Source organism: Atopobacter sp. AH10 (genome assembly GCF_003664595.1).
GTDB lineage: Bacteria > Bacillota > Bacilli > Lactobacillales > Aerococcaceae > Atopobacter.
Genome location: NZ_QXPZ01000008.1, coordinates 1 through 22135 on the forward strand (window position 1 = coordinate 1; position 22135 = coordinate 22135).

Here is a 22135-nt window from a genome sequence, read left to right on the forward strand (position 1 = left end):
TCAAAGGATTGAACTTCTTTGCCATCCACTTTCACGATGACTTTCTTACCAATCACTTCATTGGTCTTAGGATCCTTGATGTCTTCGGTTGTGATTTCTGGTGTCTTTCCATCTTTACCGTCTGTTACTTTGATTGGATCGCCATCATTTTCTATGGTCTTACCATCTTCACCATATTTCTTCTTTTGAATGATGATGGTAACTTTTCCAGTCTTAGGATCAGTTTGTGTGGTGACCTCTGGACTTAGACCGTCTTTACCATTATTTCCGTCTTTACCATCTGTTACCTTGATTGGATCACCATCATTTTCAATGGTCTTGCCATCTTCACCATATTTCTTCTTCTGAATGATGATGGTAACTTTTCCAGTCTTAGGATCAGTTTGTGTGGTGATCTCTGGACTTAGGCCGTCTTTGCCGTTTGTACCGTTAGTACCATTTGTACCGTTAGTTCCATCTTGACCCTTTTCACCGTTCTTGATTTCAAAGGATTGAACTTCTTTGCCATCAACTTTCACGATGACTTTCTTACCGATTACTTCATTGGTCTTAGGATCCTTGATGTCTTCGGTTGTGATTTCTGGTGTCTTGCCATCTTTACCATCTGTGACTTTGATTGGATCGCCATCATTTTCTATGGTTTTACCATCTTGACCATATTTCTTCTTTTGAATGATGATGGTAACTTTTCCAGTCTTAGGATCAGTTTGTGTGGTGATATCTGGACTTAGACCGTCTTTGCCGTTTGTACCGTTAGTGCCATTAGTACCATCTTGACCCTTTTCACCGTTCTTGATCTCAAAGGATTGAACTTCTTTGCCATCAACTTTCACGATGACTTTCTTACCAATGACATTGTTGGTCTTTGGATCAACGATATCTTCAGTTGTGATTTCTGGGGTTTTACCGTTTAGTCCATCTTTACCGTCTGTTACTTTGATTGGATCACCGTCATTGACAATGGTCTTACCATCTTCACCATATTTCTTCTTCTGAATGATGATAGTAGTCTTACCATTCTGATCTGTTTTAGTAGTGATCTCTGGGCTTAGACCGTCTTTACCTTTTTCACCTTGTGGCCCTTGGGCACCAGTATCCCCCTTATCCCCCTTCTTACCTCGATTGAGTTCGGCATCCCAATAGAAGTGAACTTCCTTGGTGATTGGTTTGAAGTTAGGTTTTCGTTCATCACCATCATCAAAGTTGTTGACGGTGATGGTCAGAGTATATTTGCCAGGCTTGTAGTCGCCTTTCTTTTCGCCTTCTTTAATTTGGTAGAGCTTTTCGTGAATGATGAAGGTGGTATTTTGCTTGCCTGTTTCAATCACGTTGCCTTTTTCATCCGTGACTTTATAGTCAATTTTTAGGACATTTTGACTGCCAAAGTAGTTCAAGGAATAGCCATTTGGGTTATACCAAGGAGTATTTGAATCCTTATCTTCCTCAGTTCCACCGAAGAGCGTACCGTCAACCAGCGCTTGGATTGGGCCCACTTTAACGGTCACATCCACAATATCCGTGTGACCATCCATATGAGTGAATCTTACTGGAACTAGGTAGGTGCCAGGTTTTTCCCCGCTAAGGCCATTTTCACTCAATAGGCTTCTAATTTTTTCGTACTTAGGGTTAGCTTTTACTGCATCAAAGTCAATGCTCTTGTCTTTAATCCACTTATTTGCGAACCCATCTCTGACGAAATCATTATTCTTGTCATCAATACTTGCTAGATTTTTGAGTTCATCAATTGTGGTGACTTGGCCGTGATCTTTAGATATTTCACCACCTGTATAACCATAATCTAAGACTTTTGTCTTATAATTGAAGTCTTGCTCATCATCGTCCCCATTCCATACGTGTATTTTGAATCCGTAATTTGGGGTCGTATCTTCTGGAGCATTCCCTTCAAGCTTAACAATATATGGTTTTTCGTTTGAACCAAGCGATACACGATTTTTTTTAATATTACCTGAAGCCTTTAGGTATTCATTTTGATAATCTTCGTCATCCCATTTTTTAGGATTTCCTTCGAGATGGTTCATCCATGGTTCTGTTGATTCTCCTTGATCTGGGTCCCAAACTCTACCATCTCTTACATAACCAATTATATCTGTAACTTTTCCATGAACCTTAAATTTCTTTCCTTTTAAGATATAAATGGTTTTATTTGCATTATCGACATGCGTAAATGATTTATACTTGCCTTCTTCGCCGACATTTTCAAGCTCAACACTAGCATTGGCTTTTACGTCTGGGCTATTAACAGTCACTTTGACTTTAACAATGTCAGAGTGTCCGTCGATATGGGTATAGCGAACAGGTACCCAGTATTCACCGGCTGTGCTACCACTTAGACCGGTATCTTTATTTATAAGATTTCTGATATTCTCATATTCAGCATTAGCTGCTATCTCATCAAAAGCGACTTCTTTTTTGCTAATCCAGTGGTCCTTTAGACCCGTTGATGAAGTTTTTCCAATGATTTCATCATTAGAGGTTGATTGATTGAATTTCTTTTGGATTTCGCCACCTTGGTAGGAGTAATCGGTAGTGATAACTTTCCAATCTTCATCATTAGGAGAATCATCTCCATTCCATGTTGTAAAGCGTAATCTATACTCTTTTATTTCTGTAGGGGCAGTACCTTCAAGATTAACTAGATATGGATGCTCTTGGGAACCAAGCGATTTTCGATTTTGTTTTGAGCCTGATATCCTCACATATTCTTCTTGATAGTTTATTGATTTCTTCTTGCCATTGCTCTCAACTGGATCCATCCAGGATGCGGCCTCATCCTTAACTTCAGTATCCTTAATAATATCAATACGGTCAGTAACCTTGCCTTGGATTTTGAACTCCTTACCTTTGACAATTTTTATCGTTTTGCTTTCATTATCAACGATTGTAAACGGTTTGTACCGCTTGCCTTCTGTCGTATTGTCCCCGACATTTTCAAGAGTTAGGCTTGCCTTGGCCGGCATTGAACGAACAACCCAAACCTTTACCTTGCGATCTACTCTTCTTTCTATAGGCTTTCCAACATTTTCCCAAACTTTAAAATTCAGTTCAACAAGACGGGCGCATTCTTCATTTTTCCAATCATTAATCTTAGGAGTTCCGGATAGCTTACCATCCTTATCTATCTTAAAACCATAGCCTACATTATCATTAGCGACAAACTTACCTGTTTTCCATGATAAATGTGTATTGTCAACAGGTATCTCACTTTTATCAAGTCCTGTCTTAACGACATCTAGGTTTTGGCCTTCTTTGAATACGCCGTAGACATTAACTGGGACAGCTACTATCTTGTCTTCTTGTCCTGGTACACTAATCTTAGCTTGAGCGGTTTTGATTAAATCATCTTGGGTTAGGTAAGACGAAGTTTCTTTAAATACATTAGAGTCAACCCATTCCACTTTCGCATTATCAGGCACCTTATAGAAATCTTTTACCCCGTCCCTAGCATCAGGTATGACTCCAAGCGGAACATCGATTCTCTTGGCTTCTCCCTTGAACTCTTCTTTTTTGTTGAGGTCGCTTTGGATCATTTTTACTAGGGTGTAGTTACCCCAAGTACTTAAACTTCCATTAGTAGCTTGGAAAGATCTGACACCAACTATCGTATCAAACTTATCTTCCTTGCCCCTCATTTCTGGATTGATATTGCGAGTAAAGAAATGGTAATTGATGTTGAACTTGCCAGTGATTTCTACCATGTAGACCTTGTCTTTTCTGGCTTGAATTTCATCAATCTTTTTTATAATGAAGTCACTAGCATTTGCTATGGCACGAGTAGAAGAAGCACTGTATCCTGTCCAATCAGGTCCGAAATTAGGAGCATCTTTACTATGACCATTTAATAATTCAGCTTGGGTTATAGGTGGGTTATCTCCCATCTTCTTATCAATAAGTCCATAAAGAATTCCCTTTAGTGTTTTGGCTTGACCAGCCTTTGCCCATCCACCAGGTTGGGATTTGTCCACAAAAGAACCGATATAAAATCCACGTCCATCAGAATTTGGAGATGCCATCTTATCAAAATCACTATCATATGCTCCAGTTGTATCTCCATGGCGGATGATTGGATTATATGTCTGAGAATTAGATGGAATTATATAGTTATTGTATATTCTAGCACCAGGAAGGTCGAAACCTACACTTCCATTATGAGTGATATGAACGAGTGGATCCCAATTCTTATCTTTCCTTATATCAGATTTGCTTAAAATTCTTTCCACCCTTACAGATTCAGGATCAGGCCCTCCCATAGGAGCAGCATCAACGATCACTGGCTTTTCAGATAAGTTGTCAAGGATTATTTCCTGATCATGTGGAAGAGTAAAATAAAATTTGGTCTTATTAGCTTGAACACCATTGCTATTAAAGGCCACATGCCATTCATGAGTTCCATCAGCGTGCTTTTCCACAGTCATCTCAACATTGTCAGGATGGATCATCTTATCGTAAGGACCCTTCGCCTTGTTATAAGGCATATGATCTTGGATAGGACCACCTTTTAACATATGAGAGTAGATATTAACTAGTCGATTACCAGGATTTTCTGTAAACCAACCTGTTACAGCATTATCGGCAGATGCTCGTAGAAATTGTACATCATCTAGAGTTTTAGCCTCAGGAATTCTTTTTAATATATCATCTACAATCGCTTGGACCTTTTCCTTATACTCATTATTTTGTCTTTCATTTAGTTCTGGATAGGAATGAAATTTATTTTGTACAATATTAGTAATATAGTTATTCGCCTTAGTCCTAGCTAAAGTAACTTCAGCCTTATAGAGGATGTCTTTAATTTCTTTGTAAGTCTTGGCCTGATCGATTTGCTTTTTAAAATCCTCTTTTTCTTTAGATAAAAGGCCCTTGTATTTATCATTGGCGCTGTCATCAATTTCAGCCTTACCCCAAGTTTTTCTGGTTGGAAGATCATCAGCCATTTTCTTATCAAGCTCTTCTTTAACTTTTTTAAGAGCCTCAGTTGGATTATTTGATTCTTTTGCTGCTTCTATCTTGGAATTAAAGGCTTTTTTATCATCTTCTTTTAAATCATCAACAATTCCATTGATTTCCTTAAGCAGGACTTCGTTTTGATGGAGCGCTCTTTGCTTATCTAATTTTTTAGTTACTTCGTCATCATAACGCTTTTGCCAACCTTCTTTATCATAGGCACCGTCCTTGATGACTGGACAGGTATCCCCATCTAACAGCGCGCGCGGGGATTTATCATCGCCACCAGCCGACCGCTCATCATCCCCACTATTATAAGCAGCTGATCTTGCACTGTAGACGACAGCTTCCGCCTTATTAGCTACTGCACTCGGCACATCTTGATAAGCAGAGCGCACTTCCTTTTTGTCCGCTTTATCCAGAGTATCCGAGTCTTGCTTGTGCTCTTTTTCACTTTCGTTCGCAATATTAACGCCCTCATTACGAACAAGAGCCCCGGCAACTGCACCATTAGCCTGTGGAACTTCTGATTCCTCTTTTTCCCGATTTGTTTCTTCAAGGGCCACTGGATCTTTTCGGCTAGTATTTTCATGACTTCCATCTGCAAGGGAACTGGTTTCGACAACAACCGCCTTATCACTCACTGATTCATCCGCTAATGCGATCGATTGCGCTCCTGTGAAAAATAAAAAAGTCGCCAACAATACTGAAGCCGTCCCAACATTCAACTTCCGAATACCATAATGTTGGAGCTTTCTAGCTCGTTGCTCCATTTTATTTTTGATGTTATTTTTCCCTACTCCCATGATAAATCCTCCATCATTTTTTGAAATCTGTTCATTAAACAAGTCTATTTTTTCTAAAAGAAATCGCTTTTAACTTGTGTTTTATACGAATTTTAAACAAACGCAACAAGGTCTACTGGGTGTTTTTTCGATATTTTTTCTTTTTCTTAATAAAAACAACAACAAGATTATACAGTTACACCTTTTTAAAATCAAATGACATTTGTCACTGTAAAATATTGAAAACTTATTATACTAACCTTTATTTATATCTATTTATAGGGATTCGTAACATCTCAATTATACTCTATTTTTTTTTTTTTTTTATTTTTTATGTCCATTCAAAAGTACCATTTATTTTTCACATTTTCGTCTAATTCCATTCGTTTAAAAGTATTTTCAAACGTTTGCCTTAAAAATTTCTTATTTAAAGCACCTGGAGCCTTTTCTAGTTTCCTTGTCAAAGCGCCAAAAAACTGGCGATCCCTATGATCACTAACATGTCCCCTTGCCTATGAGGAAATTTCTTGAAAATAGGAGGCTATCGTTATCAGCGATGACTGGCATTTTTTGTCAAAGCAAAAAAGCTAGGGCAGTCTATTGACCCTAGCTTTTTTATCGATTAACAGACTAGTACTCTTCTTTTTAAAAAACTTTCCAAAACTATTTCGGCCAGCAAGCTTTTATCCACTCAGCTTGAAATGATAGCCGCTAGCTTCTCCTAGTCAAAGGCTAGTCACAACTCCTAGTCGGCAGATCCATTCTGAAATTTCTTTCAGCTTGTTGAGCTTAAAACTCCTCGTCGCCAGCTACAATTCCTGAAACTTCTTTCATCTCGAATATCTTAAAACTCCTTACGTTCGAACAATTGAATGGATACATAGGCAGTAGCTACAGCATACACCAAGATCAGGAGCAACTGGATAAAGTAAGCGATGAAAGATATGTGGCTTGAAATAGGATTTAAAACTTTCAAAGCGCCTAGAGGACTGAAATAAAGAAATAGATTTGGTTGCTGGATTAGACTTCTTGCCAGCATTTCCCCTATCCCTCTCAAAACAAGAACAGCTACAAGAGAAATGGATAAAGAATTGCTGATCAAAAATAAGAAAAGGACAATTGAACTATAGAAAACAGCGGTAAAAACAGAGCTGACCATTTGTACTATCCCTTTCCAAAAAGATAGGATGCCCTCACTAGCTGAGGAGTACTCTCCAGCTGTAAAAAAACCGAATAACAAAGTGGTCATGACAAAGGCTACTAGCCCTAGGACAAGTAATACAGAAGTGGAAGCGAAAATCCCAGTTAGCCATTTAGCCCCTAAAATCTCTCCTCTTTTCACTGGCGTAACTAGCAAATTTTTCATCGTTTTTTGCTGGATTTCCTGATTAAAGGAAGTCAGAGTCCACAACACCCCTACGATCACCGCAAATATTGAAAATGTATCGATAGAGGTTTGAAAAATTTCGCCAAAGCCTTCTAAAGACGCCGCCATTCTAAGGTAAAGGATTAACAAGGCAACGGCTCCCGCAAAGCCTGCATAAAAATAGATGACTTTTCCTCCATGAAATAATTTAAACAGTTCTATTTTCACTAATTTCATCCTATTCCTCCTCCATAGCTGTCTGAATTTTCAAGAAGACATCCTCAAAATTCTCTTGCTTTTCAGAAAAATTGATGATAGAGATCCCTTGATTCAATAACTTCGTCAACAGCTTATCCTTCACATCTTTCATGCCAGCAGGATCTAATACTAATTCCAAATGCCCATCTTTCTCAGTAAAAGGAATAGCAAGGCTCTGTAAAATAGCTTGAGTTTCTTCTAACTGATCTGTTTTTAATAGCCAGCTATTCTTCACCATGCCCATAGCTAAAAATTCCGACTTGCTTCCTTGGAAAAGAACTTTTCCTTGCTTAATCAGGGTTACGGAGTCCACTATTTTATTTAATTCCTCCAAAGAATGACTAGAGACAATGATCCCTACTCCTTTAGCCGCCAATTCCATGAGCAGTTGCCTGAGTTCCTTCATTCCAAGTGGGTCTAATCCGTTGAAAGGTTCATCTAAGAGCAAGATTGATGGGCGGTGGAGTAAAGCTTGAGCCAATCCTAGACGTTGCTTCATCCCAAGTGAAAAACTAGAGACTTTAGCATCGACATTATTTTCCAACCCAACCACTCGCAAAATTTCCAAAATATCCTCTTCGCCAACCTTTTTCCCTTCATAAAGACTTGAAATAAGACTTAAATTTTGACTGGCGGTTAGATTTTCGTAAAATGTCGGGTATTCTATCATCGCCCCAATTTTATTCAAATAGTGCTTTGATTTTCCGTCAATCAGATGCCCATTTATTCTCATCTGCCCAGAATTTTTTTGAACTAAACCCAGTATGGTCTTAAAAATCGTTGTTTTCCCCGAACCATTTTGGCCGATAAGCCCCATGATTTCTCCCTTGTTCAGGTCAAATGATAGATCTTTTATCACTTTATTTTTCTTATATGCTTTATTTAAGCGTTCAAGTTCTAAAAGTGCCATGCTTTATTCCTTTCTAAACACACTCTTGTTCAATGCTTTCTCTCTCCACTAGTTCTTGTTCAATGTTTTCCATCTCCACTAGTTCTTTTGCAACGTTTTCTCTCTTCACTAGCTCTTTTTCAACGTTTTCCATCTCTTCTTGCTGGTCTTCAAGGCTTATCCATTTCTTGTGATCGTTTGTCCCATCGTAAATAATTTTTCCTTTATCCATCACAAGCAGTCTATCGGCACCTGTTAAAGCATCTGCCTCATGACAAGCCATAAGGATGATCGTGTCTTTTTTTATCCTATCGAGATAGCTAACAACTTGCCTTAATGATGCTTTATCTAAGTGACTTGTTGCTTCATCCAGGAGTAAGATCTCTGGTTTTTTAAGTAAGGCTCGAACTAATCCGATTTTTTGCTGTTGACCACTAGATAAATTGTCCCCATTTTCTAAGAGGAGGTAATCTAAGCCATTGCCTTTTTTAGTGAGTTGAAATAGTCCGAACTCCCTACATAAGCGATGCATTTCTTCTTCTGTTGCTTGGCCAGAAGTCCCTAAAGTTAAATTATCCCTTAAGCTGCCTTCAAAAACGAAGCTTTCTTGCCCAACATAAGCTATCTTACGCCTAATACTGGCTAAATTTTCCTTGCTCAGTTTTATCCCTTCATAAGTGATTAGCCCATGGTCTACTTGAAGGAGGCTGGCTAGGACTTTTAATAAGGTCGTTTTCCCAGAACCATTTCTCCCTATTAGCCCAACAATCGATCCTCTTTCCAGTTTTAGAGACAGCTTATCCAGGCTTTTATGCCCTAGCTTATAGTGATAAGTCAGATCCTTTACGTCTACTCTTGTAAGTTGCTTTTGGAAAGTTTCATCCGCCTGAATTGTAGAATACTCTTTCTCCGTATTTAAAATATCCGTCACTCTATCAACAGCAATCAAGGTATGTTGCAGGCCTAAAAAAGTATTCATCAGTTCTTTAACTGGCATAGTAAAGAAAGAGGTAAGAGAGCTGAAGGCGACTAGCTGCCCTAGTGAAAGAGCCTTAAAAATAACTAACTTACTTCCTATCCAAATAATGATTAGTGTCCCGATAGATTCCACCAAGACGATCAAAGCATTTAAGACACTTTGTAAATTTAAAATCTTAAAGATTCCTTTCGATACTTCTCTCGTTTTGGATCGAAAAGCCTGGCTAAATCTTTCTTCTCCAGCCTGTAATTTAATAGTTCCTAATCCAGATAAAGTTTCATTCACCAGAGTTAATTGATCCGAGTATTCCCTTTGAATCCCTCTGTTCGCCCTTTTTAATGGTTGAATAAAAGCCACAGTGATACCGATATACAGTAGCATCATGCTCAACACTAAAACAAATAAAACAGGGCTAATGCTCCATAAAATGACAACAGCTACTAGAGATAATATGCCATCTAATAGTATGGACAGGAGGCTATTGACTCCTTGATTTTGGATCTCCATCATATGATGAAATCTTGATAATACACTTCCCGATTCTGTTCTATCCCTATATTCGAGGGGTAATCGTATCATATGATTAAAGAAAAGATTCATCATTTTGTCATTAAGTCTTTCAGACATCTTCGCTAACACCAGTCCATTCAATAAACTGATGACTAGTTGAAAAATATAAAGCCCGATTACAGCAAACAGTAATGCTTCCATATTTGAGATAAGTCGGCCTACAATTCCGCTAAAAGTAGTCATAGCCCCTTGGCGAAGGATTATCCGATCTATCACATCTTTATAAAAAAAAGCCCCTATGATGGAAATCCCTGCTATTATCAAAGAATATATTGTTGTATAGACAAAACTCTTTTCTTCCGATACTAGCTCCTGGATCAACTGGGTATATTTAGGATAAGACTTTTTCTGATCTTGGAAAGTATCCGTTTTAGAAAAAGTCATGATGGCTCCTGTCCACCTCTGCTGAAATTCTTCCAACGATAACACTAGATGACCTTCTCCAGGATCAAAGATACTGATTGTCCTAGCACTGTACTTGTAAACCACTACAAAATGCCCCTTGGAATGACGATTTAAAAAATGCGCTATAAAAGGCAGTTGAATTCTCCTAGCTTGTAATTCATCAAACAGTTCATCCCATCTGCCATTTAAAGCTGTTGGACATAAGCCATAACTCTTGGCTACTAGCCCAATAGCGTATAGGCTAGAGCCCGTTTTATCCACTTTCAACTTTTCTCTTATCTCAAATAATGGTACACTATTTCCAAAGTAATTTATAATAGATGTTAGACAGGCTGCACCACAATCACAAGCATCATGTTGCATAACTCCTCTAAAACTTTTTCTCATCATTCTTCCTCATTAAGCTGTAGCTAACAACACGAGGCTTCCACTTCAGTCCGTCAAAAAAGTCACTTGAACGATTTCCAAGTGACTCAATCTTTAGCTAGCCTCTAACTTTCGTTCTATGCCCCTTGTATTTTTTTCTCATGATCATAGGTCCTAGATTTAGCCGTTTGAATGAAGATGTGGTCATGACTCACATATCCACAAGTTAAACAAACCCATACTGCTCCTCCAGTGACAGACTGTTGCTCTTCTGAAGGCATTCTTCTCATCACACACATCTCCTTTTTTGTCATATTTAATAGATTTTTATTTAAATTCATCTTAGCACATATGAATATTTTTTTCAATATCTCCTTTATTCTTTTTCTGTTAACATTTTCTCTGGATAAATCCCAGTAAATCACTAGTACTTTTTTCTTGCATTTTTTCACAAATCCACAGGTTTTTATTCAAGGTCAGATTAGCCTATATCCCCATTTTTTAGAGGTGTTAAATTGAAAGCTCAACCTTCCAATCCGATCAACTATGCCATGATTAGTTTATGTCAATATATACTGGCTATTTTTGTTATATTATTACACGCCCAACGGATCTTCTCGAACGATATACTCCATTTTATTCAAAAAAGTATTTTCAGTCGGATGGCCGTCCCATTCTTTATGATCTGCACATCTTTTTTCATTCGAGCCAAAGAGGTCAGTAACCAGGGAGCTCTTGACAGTTATTTAAAAAAATCGTTGAAGACCTACCTTAGCTTATCTCTTCTATACCTTCCATATGCCAGCTTTTATTTTGTCAAATGGCATATCCCTTTACCATCCCTGCCACTAGCATTCTGTACAGCCCTCCTCTATTTAGGGATGTGCTATCATTTATGGTACTTCCCAGCTCTTTTTTTCGGGCTGAAGCTAACGGATATTTTTTCTAAACGCTACCGACGTAAAACGGTTCTTCTCATTTGCTTACTACTTTATATTATAGGAGCTATTGAAACGTATTCAGCTTATTTGAAAACTAGCCCCTTGATCAGCTTCTACGTCTTATACAAAAAATATTTCTTCACCACTCGAAACGGCTTATTCTATGCTCCGATCTTCATTTTCTTAGGTCGTGTAGCCTTCGATTATAGAAATAAAGCTCTTTTAACTGCCTCCCCTTTCGCTAAATTACTGATCTCCTTTGCTTTATTTCTGATGGAGGGCAGTCTGATCTATATCAATCAAGGGGACGATAAAAACTTTATGTTAGCTTTAGTTCCTTTTACCTTATTTTTATTTAATTGGGTCAGTCGTACCCATCTCTTCCAACATAAAAATTGGCATCAACTGAAACTATATAGTGTGGCTTATTTCTTCTTCCACCCTATTTTTATCAATTTTGCCTTTTACATGATCAAAGACTTTCCACTACAAAAGTGGGAGAGGGGGCTTTACGTCAGTCTGTTCGCTCTTGGATTCACCCACGCCATTGCCCTACTCTACCAATTCATCCAAAGCCAAAAAATGACAAGAGTCGTTAGCTGACCTATCCGGGAATCAAAGCTAGAATAATCTTTTCATGAAGGGCTCTTTTTTAAATTCTGTTGTTGGGAAATTTATTCAGAAAAATCACTCCTCAAAAGAGAAGTGATTTTTTATTATATATAATATTCTGACTACGATGATATTATTGAAGCCTTTCAGCGAAAACACCCCCTAAAGCAGGATTTTTAGTCTAACTCTAGAGGGCAATTTAATGGCATTTTTTATGAAAATAAATAGCTAACCTGCTCATTTAATCAAGCAATGGCAAGCTGGCACTATTTCTACATATGACCTTTCCATTTATCTTATTCTGACCATTTTAGTTTCTTTGATTTCATATATGATTTTGGCCGTTGCCTCAACAAATGTTCGATCATGAGAAGTCAGTATCACTAAACCTGGATAAGTTTGTATTAATGCCTTCAGAGCTTCCATCGTCGTCACATCTAAAAAATTCGTCGGTTCATCAAGAAGTAGTATATTAGATGGGCTTAGAAAAGCCTTAGCTAATAAGGTTCTTGTACACTCGCCACCACTCAGATGCTTAATGGGCAGTTGTAGCGAATTCCTTTTAATACCCAAATTTTGTAAGGTATCCCTAATAAAAGCTTCCGAATACTCCGATTCTTCTCTCAAATAAGCAATGGGAGTAGTCCCCGTTGGAAGCTTATGTCGATTGTACGATTCATATCTAGAAATTAACGCTTTACTGGAGATAAAGATATCTTGTCTTTTTTCAGTTAAGCTATCTAAAAAGCTAGTTTTCCCAGCGCCATTTCCCCCGATTATAGCTACCTTATCATTATTAGCAAATTGAAAGCTAGCTTGTTCGATCAAAACCTTCCTGCCTTTTTCCAAGTGAAAATCATGCGCAATGATAGGGATCTTCGTATGCAGTTGGTGGAAATTATCTTTAGGGAAAATAATAGAATTCTCCCGATTTATCTCTTCCACCACCTCTAGATTATCTAGACGATTCTCTAATTGTTTTACGCTTCTTTCGATCCCCTTCAGACCAGATTGCTTGTCCTTACTAGTAGCTAATCTGCTCGGACGAATATTACGTTGCTTTTGTTTAGAAGTCACATTGGTCAATCGTTGTGCTTGAGCTTTCTTATTTTCAATAGCAGACACTATCTGATTTCTTTCTTGAATATAGCGTTTATGGTCATGCTGATGTGTCATACTTCTTATTTGATACTGACTAAGATAGGCCTCATAGTTACCGATGTATTCAACTATCTGCCTATTTTCAATGGCCCATATTTTATTAACCACTCGAGAAAGTAAATCTCGATCATGGGTCACAATCAGGAGAGTACTACGATAATGAACAAGTTGCTCAATAAGTAAATTGATACTACAGGCATCTAAGAAATTCGTCGGTTCATCAAGAATGAGTGGACCTTGTTGAAGAGATATGAATTGACCAAGTCTTAACTTCTGATCTTCTCCTCCACTCATCAACTCTCTTTCTAAAACAGGCACCCGCATTTGTGAAAGAAATTGATAATTTAAACTCTCCATCTCATCCGACTTAACTTTTTCCCACTGTTCGAAATAATTAAAACTGACATCGGCCTGTACTAGCCCTTTTTCAGGTTTGAGTTCACCCATGATTAAGCGTAAAAGAGAGCTCTTACCTGTGCCATTATCTCCAATAATTCCAATCTTATCGCCAGACTCGACAGATAGATGGTCAATTTCATATAAAAATCGATCTCCTAAAGACAAGCGAACCCCCTTTAATTCTATATGTTTCGGCATATTCAGATTCACTTCCTTTACTCAATAGTCCTTCTAATATTCGCTTAAGCTTAATGTCGATTTAGCCACTAACCTACTTGAAAACAAAATGGCAACAATAGCTAAACTAGCTAAAACAAGTATAGGGAGCCCATAGTTTCCTAAAAATAATCCCTGTCTAAGAGCTTCTAATTGATAGGTAACAGGATTAATTTTAGCCAAAATTTGCATCCACTCTGGAACATAGTCCAAAACATAAAATACAGGAGCGGTAAAACTCAAGGGCGTAATGACAAAGGAAATAATATTATCTCTGACCTCATAGTTATTGATCCTTAAAGTGAGAGCTACAGCAAGGGATGACCAAAAAATAAGGATAAGACTTATGGTAATCGCCAATAGTCCCATTTGAAGAAGAGAAAATCTGATTCCAAATAGAGTAGCAATAGCAATTAATGCAAACACCTGAATGAACAATCCCAAAACAGCATACGTGCTCATCCCCAACACATAATAAATGGGTTTAATACCACTTAGCAGTTTCAGAGCTAAAAGTCCATATCGTTTATCAATAGTCGTTCTATAAATCGTCTGACTCATCTGAGAAATAATAAAAATCATCGTTATACCAGTCAAGGAATATTCTAAATACGAAATCGATATACCTTCATAACTAATATTTCCAGCCATACGATTGACTCCCAAGCAGATAAACACAAAATACAAAATAGGCGTCACGAACAAGCTAAGTACGGCTCCCTTATTCTCAAGAAACGCTATCAGTTCATACTTTATGAGCAGTCCCAATCCATAAACACCTAAATTTGAACGCTCTCTAAACTCGATCGCTTGCATGTGTGCCACCCCTTTTTGACATAGATAGATAAACTTCTTTTAAAGTCTTTTCGTGCTCAACAAAATTAAGAACTTTGACGTTCTTTTTGAGTTTTCTCATCACATCGCTCACTGTCATCGATCGCTCCACTTCCAACTGCCAGATATTATCTTCTAGATGCTTGCTTGTGATAATCTGTGAATTTTCAACTAAAAAATATTCAGCTGAGGTATAGTTCCGATCAAAAGTAAGGATGTACTGCCGACTTTCATTCTTGGCTTGGAGCAAATTTTTCATTGACCCATGATAGATCAAATTTCCTTCATCCAACAAAATCAATTCTTCTGCATACTCCTCTAAAAGAAAAAGATCGTGCGAAGACACAATGACTATTTTTCCTTTATTCGCTTCTTGCTTAAGATACTTCATTAACCGATCAGTATTTTGAGCATCAAGACCTACAGTAGGCTCATCTAAAATATATATAAGTGGCTGATGAACAAGTGCACGGGCTATTTGAACCCTCTGTAGTTGACCACCCGATAGTTCCGTAAGTTTGCTATGGCTCAAGTCTGTTAAGTCTAGCAAATCCAAGATTAGGTCAATCTGTTGTTCAGCTTTTTCTGGCATCAGATGAGCTAACTGGGTGCCTAGCATGACATTAGTTTTTACATTAGTATACCAGTCTACAACCTGGGACTGCGGAGCAAAGCCAATAGACGAAAAATTCTGCTGATGCTCTGGTAACCCCTGTATGCTTACCATTCCTTCACTGGGCCTTAACAAACCAACCAGCGCATTGCAGAAGCTACTCTTTCCTGATCCATTATGCCCTATGAGAGCAATAAAACGTCCTTGACTTATCTCGCAATTGACATCCTTAATTCCGTAATGGTCACGATATTTAATAGATAAATGTTTAACACTGATCTTCATTGCATTGCCTCCTTCTTTAAGTTTGTTAAAAAATTTTCAATGAAGATCAAATGCTCTTTGTAAGACAATTTATTCATATCAGTTTGTATGTCAACAGAATAATACTCAAACAATTTATCCTTCACTTTGCTTTCCATCTCATTAATAAAGGAGTCGTTATACTCATTCATAGGTATTTCCTTTACCTTTTCAACAAACTCAATATACTCTTGACGGTTGTTTATATAAAATATCATTTTATATAGAGCGTAAAGATCAAACAGTAACGGAGGTAACTGCAACTCAGGGAAAACGAACCCTATAGTCCCTTGATTATAATTTTCAATTAAATAGTAATCACTAGACTCATGATAAAAATACTCTAAATCAATGATATATAAATCTTGTTGATTCCACATGAAATTATTCAGGGATAAATCCACCATTCTATATCCTAATAGATGTAACTCTTTTACTATTTGAAATATTTTACTGCAAATATTACTTTCCTCATCCTTAATCAAATTATCGATGATCGCCTGTCCTAAATTATCCCCTTCAATAAATTTCTCTAATAGAAAAAACTCATTCCCAACTACAAAGCTATCTATATAGTTAGTAGTATAGTTCTTATTGGATATTCTTTTTAGAACGTGAGCTTCCCATGCCACTCTATCAAATGAGTCTATGTTGTTTTTTTCTATATTTCCTAAAAACGCTCCTATCTTTAACAAGCAAAAATCATTTATCCTAGCATTAAAAGCTTTTATAATTTTTGATTTACCATTAGAATGAATATTTTTTATTGGATACAAAAAATCTGGTATAATTGAATACTTTTTTATACCATGCCAAGGTAATAAATAATGGCAAGAGGCATCAATATATCTTGTCCTTTTATCTTGGTAACTTTTGTTACTATATCCATCATTTTTCTTTAATTCACCGAATCGATAATATATAACCTCGCTATTTAAAAAATTATAATCAGACGGCACACTGACTGAGCGAATATACTTGGTCATAAGATACAATTTGAATATGATTTTTTTAACGCTACGATATTTTCCGGATATACCGTTATATCTTTCCCCATTTGTGTATACCCATAATCACCCCTATTTAGAGAAAGTAGGTCTAAGTAACTCGCTATCATTTTGAAACTTATTTTATTTTCTATTAAATAGGGCAAGCAAATACCTAAGACCTCTTTATAGTTATTACTATCTAAAGAAATATGGATTTTATATCCAAATTCTGGCAAAGAATAGAATTCTTGAGAATATACCCAAATTCCCAATAATTTACCGTTAGGAATTTCTTTTATAAAATCCTCAAATGAATTTTCAAAATTGCTACTATTCATATCAAACACAGAAACCATCTCCGTATATTTTTTCACCGTTAAATCTAGCAAGTATAAACAAACCGTGCCCATATGCGAGCAACAACTGTTTTTGATTAACTACCATCTTTTCCTTTAGAATTTTAGATAAACTACTCATCCCATGACGATTTTTAATGTTATATGACATAACAATAAAATCATAGTACTCTTCCCAAAACAACGAAGATGTCGTATCAGTGTGTTTATCTAAAATTAAATTTAATTCAGCGTCTAATCGATGATCGATTTGTAATGTCATAGTTACCGCTCCTTAGTTAGTTCTTTAATCAAAATGTCTGTTATTTTCTTTTTTTCAATTAGTTTTAACTGTTGATGTGAACCTTTGGTCAGGTAAATCTGGCAAAGTCCCTCATCAAGTCTATAAAGCAATTTCTTAAAATAAAAAATTTGATTTACTGGACAAACTGTATCTTCAATACTATGTATAAATGTCAATTTACAACAAGGATACGTTCCTTTTCCAACTAATGATGTTGGATTAACTTTTTTTATATTATTTTCGATTCCTACAGGAAAATATTTACGCATTAAGCCTTTAGCTTTAGAAAAAAATAGTTGAAAATATATGTCAGTAAATCCATTTATAATAAATACATTGCTAACATCTATAGATTTACTGACTTTTAGTGACAAAAGAACAGATAAATAGCCACCGTAACTTTCTCCAATAACTATTTTTTTGCCAGTATAACTCCTAATAACAGTTAGAATAGAGTCAATATCTTTTTTACCACCCTGTTGATAGATCATTTCTTGATATTCTTGAGAATAGCCTGTTGAACCAGCGTAGTTTATTAATACCATTCTATACAAGTTTAGTTTATTTAGTTTATCTATAGTATAATCATAAAATTGCATATAGTTACTTTCAGGTCCGCCATGAAGAAAGAATATGACATTTTGACTGTTTAAGTTATTATCATATACAGGAATACCATTGATAATTTTGTGCCGAAAGGCAAAATTAAAGTCATCACTTTTCTCGATCAATTCAGAAATGGTATATAATTTACCTGGCTGAGTAAAACTACTTATTAAAAACAAACATTCTGTTTGTAAGAGAGCATGACCCTCAACAAATCCGTCAATAACTAGTTTCATATCGTTTATACTGATATATGCACAATGTCGATCATGCTTAATATCCACTTTGTTATTCTTGATAAATTCTTCCCGTGAAGAAATGATCCTTTTCAACACTTTTTTCTCATAATTAAATTGTATTCGTTTATACATCCTTAATTTGCCTCGATATAATTTACCTATTTTCTCAGCAACATTGTTTTTTAAGTCTACAACAATAATATAACCTTCAATAGTTTCACATACAAACGAACATTTAGAAATCACCAGTATTATCTTATATATTATATTTTTAATAGCCTTGTGCTCTTTAAGTTTTTTTTGAATCAGTATTATATAAATAGATATTTTTCCTACACTGAATAAGTAAATTATGATGCAACCACTTAACAGACACTATATCTTCCTTTATCCAATTTATAGATTCCATTATGTTAGAATTTACTTTACTATAGCATATTTCAAACTTCCCACTTAATAAATTTTTGATATAGGAATATCTATTTTTAAATTCATTAGATTCTAACATATAAATTTCACTATAAATAAGTAATCACCTCTCCCACCTATTGCTTTTTCACGTTATTAGTTGGGATCGCAAAGTATATTCAAGTATTACTAGGTTATTATAAGTTTACTTTTCCTTTATATAAAAAAGGGGAGCTCCTCCCCTTTTTTTATATAAAGAGTTACTCTCTTATGGTCGAGCTGTACACCTCTGCGAATGTGCCCAAGGGGCTGACATAGCGTTAACTGCTAGTTCTTGATCTAATCCTAAAGTCACCAGCGCATCAATATCTTTATTAATAAGAGCCTGCTTTTCTATATCATTTAAATCGTATTTAGATAAAAACGATTCAGGATCAGCTAAATACTCACTTATAACGGAAATATCCCCCTGAAGTTCATTAATAACATTATCTAAACCTTTTTTTCATCAAATCCACTCCTTATATTTATTTTATTTTAATGTATAGTAGCATATTCTTAATATGAAAGCTAGCACTAAATTGCATTTATTACTGTGTAAACGTTTTTCTTCTATCAGCGCTAATTGTCCCACTACTTTTTTCCTGACTTTGACACTTAAAAAATAAAAAAGCGAGTATAGATGTTGATTTAACAACGTTTATACTCGCTTTGCTTTTTTTATCTGTATATACTAGAGTCTCACTTGTGTGGTTATTCCACCAAATGCTAAGAGCTTTAAATGAAGAGCTTCTAGTATAGCTTCAAAATCGTCATTCGGCTGATGCTTTATAAAATAATCGTAGCCTGTGTCTTGCGGAATAAGCGACAGTGTCGCTGTATTTAAGGCGGTTGGAATACATTCTGTTGAAAGTTGTAGACCCTGTACTTTTAGTTGATACTCTAACAAACGTTGAATAACAAGTGCGAGGTAACATATCACAAAATGACCTCTAACTTATCCTTTGAGAAAACAGATTGCAGTTGATAAGAAATTTCTCGTGGTGTAATCTGGTCACCTGTCGTTATATCGATAAAGACAACCTCACGTAGGGTATCAAATGTCGCGTTGAGTTTTAGGGAAAAGCCTCCATACTCATCGTCTTGTCGGATTGGCTCAAGCATGTCAATTTCAAATTGAAAGCCATCAGAAGGTAGACTGACTATTTCTGTGAAGATTGCTTGGATGTTTTCCTCGTTGAGAGGTTGACCTTTCAAGGTAACATCTAAGTCCATTGTTGTCCGTTTATCTAAGCCAATCATCTGGCCGATAAGAAAACCACCTTTCACTATAAAAGAATCTTTATACCGACTCTCCGAGATGAGTTTTAGGACTTGCTCAATCAAATAGTTTTGCTGAACTTGTTGAGCAGGTATTCCTTTATTTCTTGCGATATTCTTGATTTTAGCTTTGAAACTATTGGCATTTGAAAATTTCACGACAAGACCTCCACATAAGATTGTAGCTTGTCAGTTACTTTAAAAAGTTGTGCATAATGATACAAGTTGGGGTAATTCACAGCTCCTTTTTTGAAGTAAGCTTGAAAAGCTGGTGCAACGACTTGAATATCAACATGATAGGTCGTTCGTAGGCACTCAACCAACGTTCGTTCCATATCATACACTGAAATAAACTGCCCAACCTGTCGCTCCAGTTTTATAACGCCAATTTCATGATAATTTCTAGCAACAATCGGTTTAATTCCTGCTTTTTTAATTAACGTTGTATTTGTCCCAAAGGGAAAGGTCATCACAGGTTCAAACGGAACGGTAAGTGAAAGACCATGTAACCAGAGAGCAGTTTCTAAGGAATAAATTCCTTTTGGAAAACGATACTGTAAACTAAAAAAGTCATCAATATAGGTATCTGGCAGATGATAGATGCCTCTTTCAATTGATTCCACTTTACCTTTTGAGACTAATTGATTCAGCTGTTGGTAAGAGAAGCCAAGTTTTTCCATATCACGGAAAGTTATAACTCCATGATTTTTCTTAATATAATGATAGACAGGTTTCTCTATCAAATCCATGTTGCCACCTCCAAAACAATATGCTAACACTCCGCAATAATGTTAGCATATTGTTTCGAAATGATCAATTATAGAATCGAGTAGGACTCTACCCATTAGTTGGGCAGAGGACCTCTCACACCACCGTACGTACGGTTCCGTATACGGCGGTTCAATATGTTAAGTAAACACGCTCTGCCAATGCGACTAGATTAACTAGTCCCCATTGGTAGAGCTTTTCTTTGGTAATTGCGCGATGTAGCTCTGGCGTTCTGGCTAAACACCAGTACTTCTTGCGTGAAAATCCAATCCGTTTAGCACTATCGAGGTCAAGACCTAGAGCTATTAACCTTTCTATCTTGGTGCGACATTTCTTCCAGCGTTTTAATATCTGTTGCCTCATACGTCTGTGGAGACAGGACTCGATGTTTTGAATGTATCTTTTAATAAAACCCGTTCCAAAATATTGAATCCATCTGTAATAAATTAATTATAGATGGAAATGAGTACTAGGTGGTCCCTTTTTGAATGGCAATTCTGCCTCTAAGTGGTCCCCTTTTAAAGTACAATAAACATCTTGGAGGCCAGTTATGAGTAAAGAAATCATCTTAGACTTATGTCGACAATTGCGTTTAGGCAGCTCTATTGCCGAATATTATCAAGAGATTGAAGCATCAAGTCATGAAGAATTTCTGATTAAAATTCTTACTGAAGCGCTAGCTAGACGGAAAATCGAAATTAGTAAACGCTATATCCGTCAAGCTGGCTTTGAAATCCTCAAAGGTTTAGACAGTTTTGACTACTCAAATATTGTTCTACCTAGTCAATTAACACCGGCACTACTCGAAACCTGTGAATTTGTCGATAAGAAACAAAATCTTATTCTTTATGGACAGCCCGGGACGGGAAAAACGCATTTAGCGACCGCTTTAGGAGTCCAAACCTGTCTAAATAGGCAACCTGTTCTTTATTACTGTTCTTTATTACAAAAACAGTAAGTTAGTCAACCATCTCGTTGAGTTAAAGGAAATGAGAAAAGAAGAGCGTTTTTGGAAAAGATTAGAAAAAGCTGCGCCCTTAATTTTAGACGAATGGGGCTATCTTCCATTTGAACGACTTGGAACCCAAATGCTTTTTGAAGTAATTTCCAATTGTTACGAGAGAAGGAGTGTGATTTTAACCACCAATTTACCATTCAATGAATGGAATACGATCTTCTATGATCAGAAGCTAACCGCCGCTATTTTGGATCGCATGGTTCATCACGGCTTACTCATTATGCACGAGGGAGAAAGTTATCGCTTAAGGCATTCATCCATGCAATAAATAACGAAGCAATAAATAACGCAGGGGTGGCTGGATTTTAATTGCCATAGTGGTTGATTTTTTAATTGCCAAACACAGTTCTGATTTCATCATCGCTTTGGAACCCACTTGATTTTTTAGCTTTCTCTACTAAACGTTCTCGATCTTTTTTTGTCTTTAACTGCTCTTTTTTTGGAGTAGGTTAGCACAAATTTATCGACGAATGTATAACTCTCATCATT

At 36.5% G+C, this 22135-nt stretch carries 18 protein-coding genes and 1 pseudogene; 3 read left to right on the forward strand and 16 right to left on the reverse strand.

The features are described from left to right. The 5 genes from D3H64_RS02165 to D3H64_RS10175 all read right to left on the reverse strand — a co-directional run. A partial coding sequence (locus D3H64_RS02165; protein ID WP_121564403.1) for a YSIRK-type signal peptide-containing protein occupies positions 1-5768 on the reverse strand: 5768 nt, incomplete at its 3' end. An 823-nt stretch (positions 5769-6591) separates the two neighbouring features. After that, the gene (locus D3H64_RS02170; RefSeq protein ID WP_121564405.1) at positions 6592-7350 is read right to left on the reverse strand and encodes an ABC transporter permease subunit; all 759 of its coding nucleotides are present in this window, start codon (positions 7348-7350) and stop codon (positions 6592-6594) included. Position 7351: 1 nt separating this feature from the next. Then, positions 7352-8281, reverse strand: coding sequence for an ABC transporter ATP-binding protein (locus D3H64_RS02175; RefSeq protein ID WP_121564407.1), 930 nt, complete (start codon positions 8279-8281; stop codon positions 7352-7354). Positions 8282-8294: 13 nt separating this feature from the next. After that, positions 8295-10601, reverse strand: a complete 2307-nt coding sequence (locus D3H64_RS02180; RefSeq protein ID WP_158589199.1) for a peptidase domain-containing ABC transporter — start codon at positions 10599-10601, stop codon at positions 8295-8297. 116 nt (positions 10602-10717) lie between these two features. Continuing rightward, positions 10718-10870 (reverse strand): hypothetical protein, encoded by a 153-nt coding sequence (locus D3H64_RS10175; protein ID WP_158589200.1) that lies wholly within the window; start codon positions 10868-10870, stop codon positions 10718-10720. Positions 10871-11095: 225 nt separating this feature from the next. On the opposite strand from D3H64_RS10175, the gene D3H64_RS02185 reads away from it, so the two are divergent. Then, entirely contained in the window at positions 11096-12124 is a 1029-nt protein-coding gene (locus tag D3H64_RS02185) for an acyltransferase family protein (protein ID WP_233554866.1), read from the forward strand. A 300-nt stretch (positions 12125-12424) separates the two neighbouring features. Here D3H64_RS02185 and abc-f read toward each other — a convergent pair whose 3' ends face one another. From abc-f to D3H64_RS10485, 11 genes and pseudogenes are all read right to left on the reverse strand, one after another. Then, positions 12425-13891, reverse strand: coding sequence for a ribosomal protection-like ABC-F family protein (abc-f, locus tag D3H64_RS02190; protein ID WP_121564411.1), 1467 nt, complete (start codon positions 13889-13891; stop codon positions 12425-12427). A 33-nt stretch (positions 13892-13924) separates the two neighbouring features. Beyond that, positions 13925-14725 (reverse strand): ABC transporter permease, encoded by an 801-nt coding sequence (locus tag D3H64_RS02195; protein ID WP_121564413.1) that lies wholly within the window; start codon positions 14723-14725, stop codon positions 13925-13927. Continuing rightward, positions 14706-15641, reverse strand: coding sequence for a metal ABC transporter ATP-binding protein (locus D3H64_RS02200; RefSeq protein WP_121564415.1), 936 nt, complete (start codon positions 15639-15641; stop codon positions 14706-14708). Before D3H64_RS02200 ends, D3H64_RS02195 begins: the two co-directional genes overlap by 20 nt. Beyond that, entirely contained in the window at positions 15638-16645 is a 1008-nt protein-coding gene (locus tag D3H64_RS02205; RefSeq protein ID WP_121564417.1) for a hypothetical protein, read from the reverse strand. Before D3H64_RS02205 ends, D3H64_RS02200 begins: the two co-directional genes overlap by 4 nt. Next, positions 16642-16995 carry a hypothetical protein gene (locus tag D3H64_RS02210; protein ID WP_121564419.1) on the reverse strand — a complete coding sequence of 118 codons (354 nt, stop codon included), beginning with the start codon at positions 16993-16995 and terminating at the stop codon, positions 16642-16644. Before D3H64_RS02210 ends, D3H64_RS02205 begins: the two co-directional genes overlap by 4 nt. Further along, positions 16988-17266: a hypothetical protein gene (locus D3H64_RS02215; RefSeq protein ID WP_121564421.1), complete on the reverse strand. Its 279-nt coding sequence runs from the start codon at positions 17264-17266 to the stop codon at positions 16988-16990. The genes D3H64_RS02210 and D3H64_RS02215 overlap by 8 nt, the downstream gene beginning before the upstream one ends. Before the next feature lie 2 nt (positions 17267-17268). Then, complete coding sequence (locus D3H64_RS02220; RefSeq protein WP_121564423.1) at positions 17269-18378, reverse strand: S9 family peptidase; 1110 nt, start codon at positions 18376-18378, stop codon at positions 17269-17271. Between the two features lie 895 nt (positions 18379-19273). Further along, positions 19274-19522: a hypothetical protein gene (locus tag D3H64_RS02230; protein WP_121564426.1), complete on the reverse strand. Its 249-nt coding sequence runs from the start codon at positions 19520-19522 to the stop codon at positions 19274-19276. 5 nt (positions 19523-19527) lie between these two features. After that, positions 19528-20019: pseudogene (locus D3H64_RS02235) on the reverse strand (nucleotidyl transferase AbiEii/AbiGii toxin family protein); the annotation flags it as partial. Then, positions 20016-20609: a type IV toxin-antitoxin system AbiEi family antitoxin domain-containing protein gene (locus D3H64_RS02240; protein ID WP_121564428.1), complete on the reverse strand. Its 594-nt coding sequence runs from the start codon at positions 20607-20609 to the stop codon at positions 20016-20018. The pseudogene D3H64_RS02235 and the gene D3H64_RS02240, both read right to left, overlap by 4 nt. A 151-nt stretch (positions 20610-20760) precedes the next feature. Next, complete coding sequence (locus D3H64_RS10485; RefSeq protein ID WP_121564430.1) at positions 20761-21075, reverse strand: group II intron maturase-specific domain-containing protein; 315 nt, start codon at positions 21073-21075, stop codon at positions 20761-20763. A gap of 103 nt (positions 21076-21178) precedes the next feature. Between D3H64_RS10485 and D3H64_RS10490 the strand changes: the two genes are divergently transcribed. Both D3H64_RS10490 and D3H64_RS10495 read left to right on the forward strand, forming a co-directional pair. Then, on the forward strand, positions 21179-21586 hold the full coding sequence (locus tag D3H64_RS10490) for an ATP-binding protein (protein ID WP_199700121.1): 408 nt from the start codon (positions 21179-21181) through the stop codon (positions 21584-21586). 31 nt (positions 21587-21617) lie between these two features. After that, positions 21618-21914, forward strand: a complete 297-nt coding sequence (locus D3H64_RS10495) for an ATP-binding protein (protein WP_255420993.1) — start codon at positions 21618-21620, stop codon at positions 21912-21914. Positions 21915-22135: the final 221 nt, after the last annotated feature.